The sequence below is a fragment of the Methylobacterium sp. WSM2598 genome (genome assembly GCF_000379105.1).
Lineage (GTDB): Bacteria > Pseudomonadota > Alphaproteobacteria > Rhizobiales > Beijerinckiaceae > Methylobacterium.
In genome coordinates this window covers 1,388,393-1,401,594 of record NZ_KB900609.1, presented here as the reverse complement: position 1 = coordinate 1,401,594, position 13,202 = coordinate 1,388,393, and the positions used below count along the sequence as shown (strand labels likewise).

The 13,202-nt window shown below is 72.7% G+C and carries 13 protein-coding genes; 11 read left to right on the top strand and 2 right to left on the bottom strand.

Annotation, left to right across the window (positions count from 1 at the left end; translation table 11 throughout):
- Positions 1–16 precede the first annotated feature (16 nt).
- The 3 genes from MET2598_RS0106600 (at position 17) to MET2598_RS0106590 (ending at position 4,168) form a co-directional block, all read left to right on the top strand.
- Positions 17–1,453: a coenzyme F390 synthetase gene (locus MET2598_RS0106600; RefSeq protein WP_018260295.1), complete on the top strand. Its 1,437-nt coding sequence runs from the start codon at positions 17–19 to the stop codon at positions 1,451–1,453.
- 53 nt (positions 1,454–1,506) lie between these two features.
- The gene (locus tag MET2598_RS0106595) at positions 1,507–2,760 is read left to right on the top strand and encodes a TetR/AcrR family transcriptional regulator (RefSeq protein WP_236728670.1); all 1,254 of its coding nucleotides are present in this window, start codon (positions 1,507–1,509) and stop codon (positions 2,758–2,760) included.
- Between the two features lie 157 nt (positions 2,761–2,917).
- On the top strand, positions 2,918–4,168 hold the full coding sequence (locus MET2598_RS0106590) for an acyl-CoA dehydrogenase family protein (protein WP_012333197.1): 1,251 nt from the start codon (positions 2,918–2,920) through the stop codon (positions 4,166–4,168).
- Positions 4,169–4,181: 13 nt separating this feature from the next.
- Here MET2598_RS0106590 and MET2598_RS0106585 read toward each other — a convergent pair whose 3' ends face one another.
- Positions 4,182–4,868 (bottom strand): RluA family pseudouridine synthase, encoded by a 687-nt coding sequence (locus MET2598_RS0106585; RefSeq protein ID WP_012333198.1) that lies wholly within the window; start codon positions 4,866–4,868, stop codon positions 4,182–4,184.
- 72 nt (positions 4,869–4,940) lie between these two features.
- Here MET2598_RS0106585 and ftsY point away from each other — a divergent pair, with 72 nt between their 5' ends.
- The 7 genes from ftsY to MET2598_RS36055 all read left to right on the top strand — a co-directional run bounded on the left by ftsY (position 4,941) and on the right by MET2598_RS36055 (position 10,930).
- Positions 4,941–6,362, top strand: coding sequence for a signal recognition particle-docking protein FtsY (ftsY, locus tag MET2598_RS0106580; RefSeq protein WP_026190558.1), 1,422 nt, complete (start codon positions 4,941–4,943; stop codon positions 6,360–6,362).
- Between the two features lie 136 nt (positions 6,363–6,498).
- Positions 6,499–7,110: a septation protein A gene (locus MET2598_RS0106575; protein ID WP_012333200.1), complete on the top strand. Its 612-nt coding sequence runs from the start codon at positions 6,499–6,501 to the stop codon at positions 7,108–7,110.
- 41 nt (positions 7,111–7,151) lie between these two features.
- A complete protein-coding gene (locus tag MET2598_RS0106570) occupies positions 7,152–7,871 on the top strand; it encodes an endonuclease III domain-containing protein (RefSeq protein ID WP_018260292.1) in 720 nt (239 codons plus the stop codon).
- Positions 7,872–7,992: 121 nt separating this feature from the next.
- Positions 7,993–9,036: a tryptophan--tRNA ligase gene (trpS, locus tag MET2598_RS0106565; protein ID WP_018260291.1), complete on the top strand. Its 1,044-nt coding sequence runs from the start codon at positions 7,993–7,995 to the stop codon at positions 9,034–9,036.
- A gap of 32 nt (positions 9,037–9,068) precedes the next feature.
- Complete coding sequence (locus tag MET2598_RS0106560; protein ID WP_018260290.1) at positions 9,069–9,770, top strand: haloacid dehalogenase type II; 702 nt, start codon at positions 9,069–9,071, stop codon at positions 9,768–9,770.
- A gap of 450 nt (positions 9,771–10,220) precedes the next feature.
- Positions 10,221–10,427, top strand: coding sequence for a hypothetical protein (locus MET2598_RS0106555; RefSeq protein ID WP_018260289.1), 207 nt, complete (start codon positions 10,221–10,223; stop codon positions 10,425–10,427).
- A gap of 50 nt (positions 10,428–10,477) precedes the next feature.
- The gene (locus MET2598_RS36055; protein WP_018260288.1) at positions 10,478–10,930 is read left to right on the top strand and encodes a type II toxin-antitoxin system HicB family antitoxin; all 453 of its coding nucleotides are present in this window, start codon (positions 10,478–10,480) and stop codon (positions 10,928–10,930) included.
- Between the two features lie 524 nt (positions 10,931–11,454).
- Here the strand turns inward: MET2598_RS36055 and ilvC are convergent.
- Positions 11,455–12,474 carry a ketol-acid reductoisomerase gene (ilvC, locus tag MET2598_RS0106545; RefSeq protein ID WP_012333204.1) on the bottom strand — a complete coding sequence of 340 codons (1,020 nt, stop codon included), beginning with the start codon at positions 12,472–12,474 and terminating at the stop codon, positions 11,455–11,457.
- 166 nt (positions 12,475–12,640) lie between these two features.
- Here ilvC and MET2598_RS0106540 point away from each other — a divergent pair, with 166 nt between their 5' ends.
- On the top strand, positions 12,641–13,192 hold the full coding sequence (locus MET2598_RS0106540; protein ID WP_084673777.1) for a DUF924 family protein: 552 nt from the start codon (positions 12,641–12,643) through the stop codon (positions 13,190–13,192).
- Positions 13,193–13,202 lie beyond the last annotated feature (10 nt).

Genomic DNA, 13,202 nt, shown 5'->3' with positions numbered 1-13,202 from the left:
CCGACAGGAGACCACCGTGATCGCCCTCGACGTCGCCACCGGCGCCCTCGAACGCCTGCCCCACGGCGCCCGGGACCGGTTCGCCCGCGCGTGGCGCAGCCTGCCGGCCGGCCTGCGCTACGGGCGGGCCTACGGGCGCTGGCGCGCCCGCATCCGGCGCGCCGCGGCGGATCCGGCCTTCGCGTGCGCGGCGCAGGACGAAGCCCTCGCGGCCCTGGTCGCGCGGGCGCGCGCCGACAGCCCGGCCCATCGCGAGCGCCTCGACCCCGTCCTGGGCGCCGGCGCCCTCGACGGCGCGGCGCTGCGCGCCGTCTGGCCGCGGATCCCGATCCTCACCCGCGAGGAACTCGCCCGGGACGCGACCCGCTTCTGCACCACGGATCCCGGGCGGCTGCGCGACTGCATCCTGGTCGACCGCAGCGGGCAGAGCGCGCGGATCTTCCTCGATCGCGGCCTCGACCCGGTAGCGCTGGCCTTCCGGCACGAGGCATGGGCGCGGGCCGGCTTCACGCCGCAGGCGATGCGGGCGGTGTTCCGGGGGCTCGATCTCGGCGCGCCGAGCTACATGCAGGAGGCGCCCGGCGAGGGCGAGCTGCGCTGCTCGGTCCTGCATCTCTCGGACGCGGTCATGGCGGGCTACCTGGAGGCGATCCGGCGCTGGGGCATCGCCTTCCTGCAGGGGCTGCCCTCGGCGCTCTGCGTCTTCGCCGCCCACGTGCTGCGCGAGGAGGGGCCGCTCCCGCAGGTCACCGGGGTGCTGCCGACCTCCGAACCGCTCTCGGGCCCGTCGCGGGCGACCCTGGAACGGGCCTTTCCCCGGGCCCGCCTCGTCCCGGTCTACGGGCTGCGCGAGCAGGTCGCCTTCGCGGCCGAACGGCCCGGGGCGCCGGATTGCTACGTCTTCGACCCGCTCCACGGCCTCGCCGAGATCGTCGACGGCTCCGGTCGGCCCCTGACCCGGCCCGGCGCGCGCGGGCGGCTGGTCGCGACGGGGCTCCTCGGCGCGGGGATGCCGCTGATCCGCTACGAAACCGGGGACGAGGCCGAACTCGTCGAGGCGCCGGACGACCGCAACGGGCGGCGCCTCACCGTCCGGCGGATCCGCCCCCGCAGCGCGCCCGAGACGCTGCTCGGCCGCTCCGGGCTCAAGGTGCCGCTCGCGGACATGATCCAGCTCGATCCGGCGCTCCTCGGCGTCGGGGCCTTCCAGTTCGTGCAGGAGGAGCCCGGCCAAGTGACCCTGCGCGTCGTCCCGAGCACCGGGCCGCTGCCCGACTTCACCGGCTTCCTGCTGCGGATGGGGCGCCGGCTCGCGGGGGAGCTCGACCTCACCCTGGAGATCGTCGACCGGCTCCCCACCTCCCTGGCCGGCAAGCGCCCGATCGTCGCGCGATGCCTGCGGGCCGATCCCGCCGGGCCGCGCGCCGCGGCGCAGGCGCGGCTCCCGGCCTGAGGCGCGCCCGGGCGCGGCTTGTCACCCGCGCGTCGCGCGTGCTCAATCTCCCGATGTCCCCGCCCCTCGACATGGCCGACCCGCCCGCCGCGCCGGAGGCGCCCCCGCGCCAGACCAGGCGCTACGCCCAGAAGCGGGATGCGATCCTGCAGGCCGCCGTCGCGCTCTTCAACGAGGCGGGGGTCAAGGGCGCGACCCTCTCTGAGGTCGCCCGGCGGGTCGGCCTGATGACGAACAGCGTCACCTACTATTTCCGCCGCAAGGAGGATCTGGCGGCCGCCTGCTTCCTGCACACGATCGCGGTCCTCGACGCGCTGGTGGCCGAGGCCGAGGCGGCGCCCGACCCGGCGGCGCGGCTGCGCCGCCTCCTCGACCTCACCCTCGCCAAGCGCGCCGCGGTCGCCACCGGCGCCGAGCCGGACACCGCGGTCCTCAACGACGTGCGCGCCCTGCCCGAGCCGCAGGCCGAGGCGGTGTTCTCGGCCTACGCCGACCTGTTCCGGCGCCTGCGCGGGCTGTTCGACGAGGCCGGGCTCGACCGCGCCGAGCGCAACGCGCGCACCCACCTGCTCCTCTGCGTGATCCACTCGACCCGCCTGTGGATCGACCGCTACGAGCCGCGCGACTACGGCCGGGTCGCCGCCCTGGTGAGCGACCTGCTGCTGGGCGGCCTCGCCGGCCCGGCCGCCGCCTGGTCCCCGGCGATCCTGCCCGAGCCGGCGCGCCCGCCCGAGAGCGAGGTCTCCCCCGAGGCGTTCCTGCGCGCCGCCACCATCCTGATCAACCAGCAGGGCTACCGGGGCGCCTCGGTGGAGAAGATCTCGGGGCTGCTCAAGGTCACCAAGGGCTCGTTCTACCACCACAACGACAACAAGGACGACCTCGTCGCCCATTGCTTCTCGCGCAGCTTCGCGCAGATCCGCGCCGTGCAGGACGCCGCCGACGCGGCGGGCGGCAGCGGCTGGGCGCGGCTCTGCACCGTCTCGGCGACGCTGGTGCGGCGCCAGCTCGGCCCGGCCGGGCCGCTCCTGCGCGTCACCGCCTTCAGCGCCCTGCCGGAGGCCCTGCGCACGCAGACCCGCCTGACCATGAACCGCCTCGCCGAGCGCTTCACCTTCTGCCTCGTCGAGGGCATGGCGGACGGGTCGGTGCGGGCCCACGACCCCGGCATCGCCGCGCAGCTCGTCAGCAGCATGATCAACGGGGCCGCCGAACTGCCCGCCTGGGTGCCCGGCGTGACGCCCGAGACCGCCGCCGACCTCTACGCCAGGCCGCTCTTCCTCGGCCTCTTCGCGCCGCCCGCGTAGAAAGAGCGGTACGCCGCCCCCGCCCGGGGTCTGCCCCCGACGGGCCGCGCTTTCGAAAACCGGGTTCTGCGCGCAGGGTTTTCCCGCCGCGGGACTCGGCGCTAGGGTGTGGGACGATGCCGGGGCGCTCCGACCCCGGCCCGGGAGGAGCACGCCGATGGACTTCACCCTCTCCGAGCGGCAGCGGCACTGGCGCGACCGGGTCGTCGCCTTCATGGACGAGCACGTCCGGCCGAACGTCCCGACCTACAAGGCCGAGATGGAGGGGTTCGGCAGCGACCGCTGGCAGCCGGTGCCGGTGATCGAGCGCCTGAAGCCCCTCGCCCGCGCGGCCGGCCTCTGGAACCTGTTCCTGCCGCCCTCCCCGGCGCACGACACGCCCGAGTATCGCGGCGCGGGCCTCACCAACCTCGACTACGCGCTCTGCGCCGAGGAGATGGGCCGCGTGCCCTGGGCCTCCGAGGTGTTCAACTGCTCGGCGCCCGACACCGGCAACATGGAGGTGCTGCACCGCTACGGCTCCCCGGCCCAGAAGGCGCGCTGGCTCGCGCCCCTGATGGCGGGCGAGATCCGCTCGGCCTTCCTGATGACCGAGCCCGACGTCGCCTCCTCGGACGCCACCAACATCGAGACCCGGATCCGCCGCGACGGCGACCATTACGTGCTCAGCGGGCGCAAATGGTGGTCCTCGGGCGTGGGCGACCCGCGCTGCGCCGTCGCCATCGTGATGGGCAAGACCGACACCGACGCCCCCCTGCACCAGCAGCAATCGCAGATCCTCGTGCCCCTCGACGCGCCCGGAATCAGGGTGGTGCGGATGCTGCCGGTCTTCGGCTACGACGACGCGCCGCACGGCCACGCCGAGGTGATCCTCGAGGAGGTGCGGGTGCCGGCCGAGAACCTGATCCTCGGCGAGGGCCGCGGCTTCGAGATCGCGCAGGGCCGGCTCGGGCCGGGGCGGATCCACCATTGCATGCGCACGATCGGCGTCGCCGAGGAGGCGCTCGCGGCGATGTGCCGGCGGCTCCTCTCGCGTGTCGCCTTCGGCAAGCGCATCGCCGACCACTCGGTCTGGGAGCAGCGCATCGCCGAGGCCCGCATCGACATCGAGATGACGCGGCTGCTCTGCCTGAAGGCCGCCGACATGATGGACAAGGTCGGCAACAAGGGCGCCAAGCTCGAGATCGCCATGATCAAGGTCGCGGCGCCCCGCATCGCCCTCAAGGTCATCGACGACGCCATCCAGGCCTTCGGCGGCGCGGGCGTCAGCAGCGACGCGGGCCTCGCCTACGCCTACGCGCGGATCCGCACGCTGCGCCTCGCGGACGGGCCGGACGAGGTCCACAACCGCTCGATCGCCCGGCTGGAGCTGGCGCAGTACGGCAACCGCGAGCGGGCCAAGGCCTGAGAGAAGGGCCCGATCAGCCGGCGAAGCCGCAGGCGGCGAGGCCGGCCCGCATGTGCGGCGGGACCGGGGCCTCGGCGGTGACGGGCGGCTTCCTCGGGTAGAGCGGCAGGCTCAGGCTGCGGGCGTGCAGCTGCAGGCCGGGCCCGCCGCGGCGGGGCGCCGCCCCGTAGACGGCGTCGCCCCGGATCGGCCAGCCCATGGCGGCGCAGTGGACCCGCAGCTGGTGGGTGCGGCCCGTGACCGGCTCCAGTTCGAGCCACGCGCCGCCCTCCGGGGAGCGCCCGCGCAGGCGCCAGCGGGTCAGGGCCGGGTCGCCGGCCGGGTCCGCCCGCATCCACCAGCTGCGCGGATCCTCCGAGCGGCGCGCGAGGGCGAGGTCGATCTCCCCCTCCTCGGCGGCGGGCGCGCCGTCGACGAGCGCCCAGTAGGTCTTGCGGGCATGCCCCTGCGCGAAGAGCTGACCGAGCCGGGCCAGCGCCTTGGCGTGCCGGCCGAGGGCGAGGCAGCCCGAGGTGTCGCGGTCGAGGCGGTGGGCCGCCTCCGGCCGGCGCGGCAGGCCGAAGCGCAGCGCGTCGAGGTGCTGGACCAGGGTCTCGCCCCCCTTCGGCCCCGGATGCACCGGCAGACCCGCCGGCTTGTCGATGACGAGCACCAGGGCATCGCGGTAGAGCACCCGCGAGACTATGTCTTCGACGATCATGGCAGCGCGTTCGCCGTGGTTGGGGTTCAGGAGGTCCGGTCGCATCGTCCGGACGGTGTGGAGCAGGCGCGGATGAGCGACAACACCAAGCCGGGCTGGTTCGGGCGCCTGTTCGGACGCCGGGGCGAGGCCAGGGAGGCGCCGGAGGCGCCGCCGACCGTCACGCCGTCCGAGGGCGAACCCGATTATGCCGGGGCGGCGCAGAGCCCGCCCGCGGCCCCGCCGACCATCACCGAGGCCTCCCCCGACACGGAGCCGGAGCGCGACCTCGCGCCGGAGCTCGCGGGCGCCGACCTGCAGCCGATCGACGGCGCCCCCGAGGCGCCCCCGGCCGGCACCGCCGGGCAGGAGCCGGCGACGCCGGAGGAGCCCGACGGCGGCGTCGAGCCCGAGGCGTCCGGTCCGCGCGGCTGGGAGACGAGCGCCCTCGCCCATCCCGGGGCCGACCTCGCCGGGGCCGACCTCGCCGGGGCCGACCTCGCCGAGCCAGACCTCGCCGAGCCCGAGACCGACGAGCCCGATCTCGCCGAGCCCGAGACCGCGCCGCCTCCGGAGGCGCCGGGCGAGAAGCGCGGCTGGTGGAGCCGGCTCACCGGCGGCCTGCGCCGCACCTCCTCGGCCCTGTCCGAGCGGGTCACCGGGCTCTTCACCAAGCGCAAGCTCGACGCGACGACCCTGGAGGAGCTGGAGGACGCGCTGATCCAGGCGGATTTCGGCGTCGAGACGGCGACGCGGATCGCCGAGGCGGTGGGCAAGGGCCGCTACGAGAAGGGGATCTCGCCCGACGAGGTGCGGGCGATCCTGGCCGCCGAGGTCGAGCGGGCGCTGGAGCCGGTGGCGCGGCCGCTCGCGCTCGAGGGCGCTGCCAAGCCCTTCGTGCTGCTGATGGTGGGCGTGAACGGGGCCGGCAAGACGACGACGATCGGCAAGCTCGCCCAGAAGTTCCGGGCGCAGGGGCGCAGCGTGATGCTCGCCGCCGGCGACACGTTCCGGGCCGCGGCGATCGAGCAGCTCAAGGTCTGGGGCGAGCGCACCGGCGCGCCGGTCCTCAGCCGCCCGCAGGGGGCGGACGCGGCCGGCCTCGCCTTCGACGCCCTCCAGGCCGCCCGCGAGGCCGGCACCGACGTGCTGATGATCGACACGGCCGGCCGGCTCCAGAACAAGGCCGGGCTGATGGCCGAGCTGGAGAAGATCGTCCGGGTGATCCGCAAGCTCGACGAGACGGCGCCGCACGCGGTGCTGCTCGTCCTCGACGCCACGGTCGGCCAGAACGCGATCAGCCAGGTCGAGCTGTTCCAGAAGACCGCGGGCGTGAGCGGGCTGGTGATGACGAAACTCGACGGCACCGCCCGCGGTGGTATCCTGGTGGCGCTCGCGGCGAAGTTCGGCCTGCCGGTCCACTTCATCGGCGTCGGCGAGGGGGTGGACGACCTCGAACCCTTCACGGCCCGGGACTTCGCCCGCGCCATCGCCGGCCTGGACAAGGACGGCTGAGCCCCGGGGGAGCGCGGGGGCTTCGGCCCCTCGCGGCAGGGATGCGGCGGCGGCGCGGACGGTCTAATGCTCGGGCGGCGCGAGCGCGACGTTCCGCGCGCTCCGCGGCCGCAAGGCTCTGGACTAGACCCCGCCCATGATCACCGAACCCGTCCCGCCCAAGGCCCACCTGCCGCCGCTCGTCAAGCTCGCCCTGGAACTCGGCCCGCTCGGCCTGTTCTTCCTCGGCAACGCCTACGCGGATCGCTTCGGCGTCGCCGCCGACAAGAAGCTCTTCGCGGCGACCGGCCTGTTCATCGCCGCGACCCTGGTGGCGCTCGCCGTGCACTACCTGCTGGTGCGGCGCCTGCCGATCATGCCGCTCGTCTCCGGCGTCGTGGTGGTGGTGTTCGGCGGGCTGACCCTGGTGCTCCAGGACGAACTCTTCATCAAGCTGAAGCCCACCATCGTGAACAGCCTGTTCGGGGCCGTCCTGCTCGGCGGGCTCGCCGTCGGCAAGCCGCTGCTCTCCCTCGTCCTCGACAGCGTCTTCGACCTCGACGACGAGGGCTGGCGCAAGCTGACCTTCCGGTGGGGCCTGTTCTTCTTCGTGCTGGCGGCGCTGAACGAGGTGGTCTGGCGCACCCAGAGCACCGATTTCTGGGTGAGCTTCAAGGTCTTCGGGATCATGCCGCTCACCATCGCCTTCGCGCTGGCCCAGACCCCGCTCCTCCTGCGCCACGAGCGCAAGACCGCCGACGAGACCTGACCGGCGGGAACCGGCGGGCGGGACAGCGGATTCCCGCCCTCATGAGCCAGACCCTGCCCGAGACAGCGCTCGTCATCCATCGCCGGCTCTGCGCGGCCTATGGCTGCCCGATCGCGTATTTCCACGACCTCGACCCCTTGAGCGAACTCGTCTCCTCGCTCCTCTCCCACCGCACCCGCAACGCGGAATCCGGCCGCGCCTTCAAGGCGCTGCGCGCCCGCTACCCGGACTGGGCGGAACTGATCGCGGCGCCGGTCGCGGAGGTCGAGGCGGTGATCGCGGGCGTGACCTGGCCCGAGCAGAAGGCGCCCCGCCTGCAAGCGGTGCTGCGGGCGGTGCGCGAGCGGCACGGGAGCCTGAGCCTCGACTTCCTGCGCGACCTCGACGTCGCTTCCGCCCGCGCCTGGCTCGAGGCCATCCCGGGGATCGGGCCGAAGACGAGCGCGGCGGTGCTCAGCTTCTCGACCCTGCGCAGGCCGGCCCTGCCGGTCGACAGCCACCACCACCGGGTCGCGCAGCGCCTGGGGCTGATCGGGCCGAAGGTCGATGTCGGACCCGCCCACGCCATCCTGCGCGCCCAGCTGCCGGAAGCGTGGAGCGCGCAGGACCTCTACGACAATCACGAGGTCATGATGCTGCACGGGCAGCGCTGCTGCTTCCACCGCGCCCCGGCCTGCGGGACCTGCGTGCTCCTCGACCTCTGCCCGACCGGCCAGGGCCGGCGGGCCGCGTCCCCCGCCCGCGCGACCGAGCCGGCCTGACCGCCGCCGCGATGCCGCGGCCCCGACGCCTTGACCCGCCCGAAGCCTTGGGTCAGAACGCCGCGCCCGTCGGGCCGCCCGCCCTTCCGGATTCCGTCCCCCGGCCCGCCACGAGACGCTGATGCCCGCGTTCCAGGAACTCGTCTTCTCCGGCGTCCAGCCGACCGGAAACCTGCACCTCGGCAATTACCTCGGCGCGATCAAGCGCTTCGTCGCCCTGCAGCCGACCTACGCGACCTGCCTCTACTGCGTGGTCGACCTCCACGCGATCACCGTGTGGCAGAACCCGACCGAGCTGACGAACCAGATCCGCGAGGTCACGGCGGCCTTCCTGGCCGCCGGCATCGACCCGGCGCGCTCCGTCGTCTTCAACCAGAGCCAAGTGCCCCAGCACGCGGAGCTGGCCTGGATCTTCAACTGCGTGGCCCGGCTCGGCTGGCTCAACCGGATGACGCAGTTCAAGGAGAAGGCCGGCAAGGACCGCGAGAACGCGAGCATCGGCCTCTACGATTACCCGGTCCTGATGGCGGCCGACATCCTGGCCTACCGGGCGACCCACGTCCCGGTCGGCGAGGACCAGAAGCAGCACCTCGAACTCACCCGCGACATCGCCCAGAAGTTCAACACCGACTTCGCGGCCTCGATCGCGGCGCGGGGGCACGGCGAGGCCTTCTTCCCGCTCACCGAGCCGCTGATCGGCGGGCCGGCGGCCCGGGTCATGTCGCTGCGCGACGGCACCAAGAAGATGTCGAAGTCGGACCCCTCCGACTATTCGCGCATCAACCTCACGGACGATGCCGACGCCATCGCCCAGAAGGTGCGCAAGGCCAAGACCGACGCCGAGCCCCTCCCCTCCGAGGTCGCGGGCCTGGCCGGCCGGCCCGAGGCGGACAACCTCGTGGGCATTTTCGCGGCCCTGCGCGACGTCAGCCGCGAGGACGTGCTGCGCGATTTCGGCGGCGCCCAGTTCTCGGCCTTCAAGGGCGCGCTGGTCGACCTCGCGGTCGAGACGCTCGGGCCGATCGGCGGCGAGATGAAGCGCCGCGTCGCCGACCCGGCCCATATCGACCGCGTGCTCGCGGAGGGCGCCGCCCGGGCCGAGGCCATCGCCGCGCCGAACCTCGCGGCCGTCAAGGACATCGTGGGCTTCGTGCGGACGCGGTGAGGGCCCGGGAGAGCCCGGCGGGAGGGAGCGGGATGGCCGTCCAGGCGCTGATCTTCGACGTGTTCGGCACCCTGCTCGACTGGCACGGCGGGGTCGCCCGCGAGGCCGAGCGCCTGCTGAGGCCGCTCCGCCCGGACCTCGACGGGAGTGCCTTCGCGCGGGCGTGGCGGGCGCGCTACCAGCCCGGCATGGAGCCGATCCGGCAGGGAACGCGCCCCTTCGCGGATCTCGACGCGCTCCACGCCGAGAGCCTGGAGGATCTGCTCGCCGCCGAGGGCCTCGCCGGCATCCCGTCCGAGACCAAGCGCGCGCTCGTCCTCGCCTGGCACCGCCTCGACGCGTGGCCCGACGTGGCCGAGGGGCTCGCCCGCCTGCGGCCGCACTTCCTGCTCGCCCCCTGCTCGAACGCCCATATCCGGCTCGCCATCGCGCATGCGCGCCGCAACCGCCTGCCCTGGGACGCCGTGCTCGGGGCCGAACTCGCGCGCGACTACAAGCCGAAGCCGGCCGTGTACCTCGCCGCCGCGCAGGCGCTGCGCCTCGCGCCGGAGGAGGTCGTGATGGTGGCGGCCCATTCCTCGGACCTCGCCGCCGCGGCCGCCTGCGGGCTCGGGACCGCGCACATCGCCCGTCCCGACGAGACGGGACCGGGCGGCGGCGAGGCCGGGCCGAGCGTGCCGGTGGACGTCTCCGCGGCGGATCTCGGCGACCTCGCCCGCCAGCTCGGCTGCTGAGGCGGGGGCACCGGCCAGCCCTCAGCCCTCGCCGCGCAGGACCCGGGCGGTGTCATACGAAATCCGGCTGATTGCTTCGCCATGCGGATTTCGGCCTCGCTCACGCGCCGCGCGGGCGTGTCATCCGCTGTCCGGACGTAATCGTCCGGACAGCGGGTCATATCGACGGTCATGTCTCATGACCCCTGGTTCCATTCTCGCATTCTCGTCAAGCCATTCTGTGTCAAGCCATAGGGTTGCCTCGAAGTCGCGAGGCGATCCGCCGTGGCGAGAGAGGGAATCGGGAAGGCGGAGATCGCCCGCCGGCTCGGGATCGGCCGGGCGAGCGTCGGCCGGTCGCCGGTGAAGGGCGCGCCCTCCGATGTGAAGAATCGGACATTTACGTCCGAATCCGGTTGACCATCGGACGGACGCGTCCGATATTGCCTTCGCCGCAACGGAGACGGAGGGATGAAGCGGGACGACCTGATCCGGGACCTTCGCCGATATGCTCGAAAGAACGGACTTGACTTCGAGGTGGATAAGCGAGGCGGGACCGGCTCCCACTACAAAATCAGGGTCGGAGACAAGTTCACGATCCTGCAGAGCGGAGAGCTGGATCCCTACAAAGTCCAAAGGATCTGCAAGCAACTCAGCATCGATCCCACGCGGATCTAGGACTGGGTCACCCGCTTCTGACCCGAGAGGCCTCACGGAGAGTCGACACGATGGAGCATGGATGGATTTACGGCTACGTGGTGCGGCAGGAGGAGGGCGCCTTCCATGCCTACTCCTCGGCAGCGCCGGATGCGGTCGCATGGGGTGAGACCTACGACGACGCGATGCGCCAGATGGAGCAGGGTCTCGTCGCGGTCGTCGAGGGGCGCATGAAGTTCGGTCTCGACCTCTCACCGCCTGCCCCGCCCGCGGCCGACGAACCGGAGCGGTTTCTTCTGCCCGCGTCGGTCGCCGTCAAGGCGGCCGTCTATGCGGCCTGGAAGGCGTCAGGCCTATCGAAGGTCGCGTTGGCGGCCCGCCTCGGCTGCGCCGAGAAGGAAGTGCGGCGCATCCTCGACCCCTACTATCCGACCGGACTCGCGCGGATGGAGCAGGCAGCGCGCGCGCTCGGCGTCGCTCTCGTGATCGGCGCGCGACCGGCGCCCACGGCGGAGGCGGCCTGAGGGGCCCCTGTTAGGAAAGAGTTAACCTATAGTTATCGATGCGGGAAGCCTGCCGATGGAGGCCACGGGCATCGCACCCGCCGCGATCTGGAGACGCGTCTCGTGATCTGTCTTGAGGCGGCAAGAGCCCGTGAGAACATCGATGCTCTGCTCAACCGGCACTGCTTCGGGAGAAGAACGACGCCTTTCGATCCAAGAATTACTTCAATCGAGCGATTCAGACCGACTGAACACTAGCGATGAACGGTGCCTTGTCGCCGCCGTCAACTACGACCGGCTCAACGCGGGGTTAGAGACGTACCAGGCGATTGACCACCGTCACGCCTCCCTCCTGATCCCGAACATCGGCAGGCGTCGCCGTGACAGCCGGCAGGCGCCCTCCGCTGTCCACCGCCGCGTGCCGCGTGCGGCCGTGCAGGGCTCCCCCTCCGTGTTCCGATCGGGCCGCGTCGCGGCGGGCCTGCGGGCATGAAAAAGGCCGGCCCCGCGGGGGGCCGGCCGGTGCGAGGCGCGCGGGGCGCGGCTCAGTTCTTGGTCTTGTCGACCAGCGCCTTCTCCTTGATCCACGGCATCATGCCGCGCAGCCGCTCGCCGACCTCCTCGATCGGGTGGGCGGCGTTGCGGGCGCGCGTCGCCTTGAACGAGGTCTGGTTGACCTTGTTCTCCAGCATCCAGTTGCGCGTGAAGGTGCCCGACTGGATGTCGGTCAGCACCCGCTTCATCTCGGCTTTGGTCTCGGGCGTGATGATGCGCGGGCCGGTGACGTACTCGCCGTACTCGGCGGTGTTCGAGATCGAGTAGTTCATGTTGGCGATGCCGCCCTCGTAGATGAGGTCGACGATCAGCTTCACCTCGTGGAGGCACTCGAAATAGGCCATCTCGGGGGCGTAGCCCGCCTCGACCAGGGTCTCGAAGCCGGCCTTGATCAGCTCGACGAGGCCGCCGCAGAGCACGACCTGCTCGCCGAAGAGGTCGGTCTCGCACTCCTCCTTGAAGGTGGTCTCGATGATGCCGGCGCGGCCGCCGCCATTCGCCGAGGCGTAGGACAGGCCGAGGTCGTGCGCGTTGCCGGACGCGTCCTGCGCGATGGCGATCAGGGTCGGCACGCCGCCGCCGCGCAGGTACTCCGAGCGCACGGTGTGGCCGGGCCCCTTCGGGGCGACCATCAGCACGTCGAGATCCTTGCGCGGCTCGATCAGGTTGAAGTGCACGTTCAGGCCGTGCGCGAAGAGCAGGGCCGCGCCCTGCTTCATCTGGCCGTGCAGGGACTCGCGGTAGATGTCGCCCTGCAGCTCGTCCGGCGTCAGCATCATGACGACGTCGGCCTGCGCGGCCGCCTCGGCGACCTCCATGACCTTGAAGCCCTCGGCCTCGGCCTTCTTGGCGCTGGCCGAGCCCTTGCGCAGCGCGATGACGATGTCCTTGACGCCGGAATCGCGCAGGTTGAGGGCGTGGGCGTGCCCCTGGCTCCCGTAGCCGACGATGACGACCTTCTTGCCCTTGATCAGATTGATGTCAGCGTCGCGATCGTAATAGACCCGCATGGCGGCTCCCCCTGTGCGAGTTGGTGGAGGTGATGGGACGCTCCGGGCGCTGGAGCGGCCGTGCGATGCGGCGGCTTTTAGCCGGGCGGTCCGCGACAGGGAATAGGCATTGCGGCGGGGCCGGCGCGCAGCGGATGCGCGCGCGGCGAAGACCGGAGGGGACACGGTGCGCGCAGGGCCGGTGGATCCGGGCGACGTGGTGGCGTTCTGGCGCGAGGCCGGCGAGGCGCGCTGGTTCACGGCGGAGCCGCGCTTCGACGCCGCCTACACCCGCTTTCGCGCCGCGCACGAGGCCGCCGCCCGGGGCGAATGCGCGGCCTGGGAGGCGGATGCGGAGGGCGCCCTCGCCCTCGTCCTGCTCCTCGACCAGTTCCCGCGCAACCTGTTCCGGGGGACGCCGCGCGCCTACGCCACCGACGCGGCGGCGCTCGCCGCGGCCGAGCGGGCGCTCGCCCGCGGCCACGACCGGGCGATCGCGCCGGAGCTGCGCGCCTTCCTGTACATGCCCTTCATGCATGCCGAGGACGCGGCCCTGCAGGATCGCAGCCTCGCGCTCTTCGCGGCGCTCGGCCTGCACCGCCACCTCGCCGCGGCGCGGGAGCACCGCGACCTCATCCGCCGCTTCGGCCGCTTCCCGCACCGCAACCCGATCCTCGGCCGGGCCGAGACGCCGCAGGAGCGGGCCTACCTCGCGGGCGAGGACGCGTTCCGGGGCTGAGGCCGGCGGC

Bases quoted from the DNA above. Each gene is read 5' to 3' on its own strand.
- MET2598_RS0106595 (WP_236728670.1), top strand. From the start codon at position 1,507: ATGTCCCCGCCCCTCGACATGGCCGACCCGCCCGCCGCGCCGGAGGCG.
- MET2598_RS0106590 (WP_012333197.1), top strand. From the start codon at position 2,918: ATGGACTTCACCCTCTCCGAGCGGCAGCGGCACTGGCGCGACCGGGTC.
- MET2598_RS0106585 (WP_012333198.1), bottom strand. From the start codon at position 4,868: ATGATCGTCGAAGACATAGTCTCGCGGGTGCTCTACCGCGATGCCCTG.
- ftsY (WP_026190558.1), top strand. From the start codon at position 4,941: ATGAGCGACAACACCAAGCCGGGCTGGTTCGGGCGCCTGTTCGGACGC.
- MET2598_RS0106575 (WP_012333200.1), top strand. From the start codon at position 6,499: ATGATCACCGAACCCGTCCCGCCCAAGGCCCACCTGCCGCCGCTCGTC.
- MET2598_RS0106570 (WP_018260292.1), top strand. From the start codon at position 7,152: ATGAGCCAGACCCTGCCCGAGACAGCGCTCGTCATCCATCGCCGGCTC.
- trpS (WP_018260291.1), top strand. From the start codon at position 7,993: ATGCCCGCGTTCCAGGAACTCGTCTTCTCCGGCGTCCAGCCGACCGGA.
- MET2598_RS0106560 (WP_018260290.1), top strand. From the start codon at position 9,069: ATGGCCGTCCAGGCGCTGATCTTCGACGTGTTCGGCACCCTGCTCGAC.
- MET2598_RS0106555 (WP_018260289.1), top strand. From the start codon at position 10,221: ATGAAGCGGGACGACCTGATCCGGGACCTTCGCCGATATGCTCGAAAG.
- MET2598_RS36055 (WP_018260288.1), top strand. From the start codon at position 10,478: ATGGAGCATGGATGGATTTACGGCTACGTGGTGCGGCAGGAGGAGGGC.
- ilvC (WP_012333204.1), bottom strand. From the start codon at position 12,474: ATGCGGGTCTATTACGATCGCGACGCTGACATCAATCTGATCAAGGGC.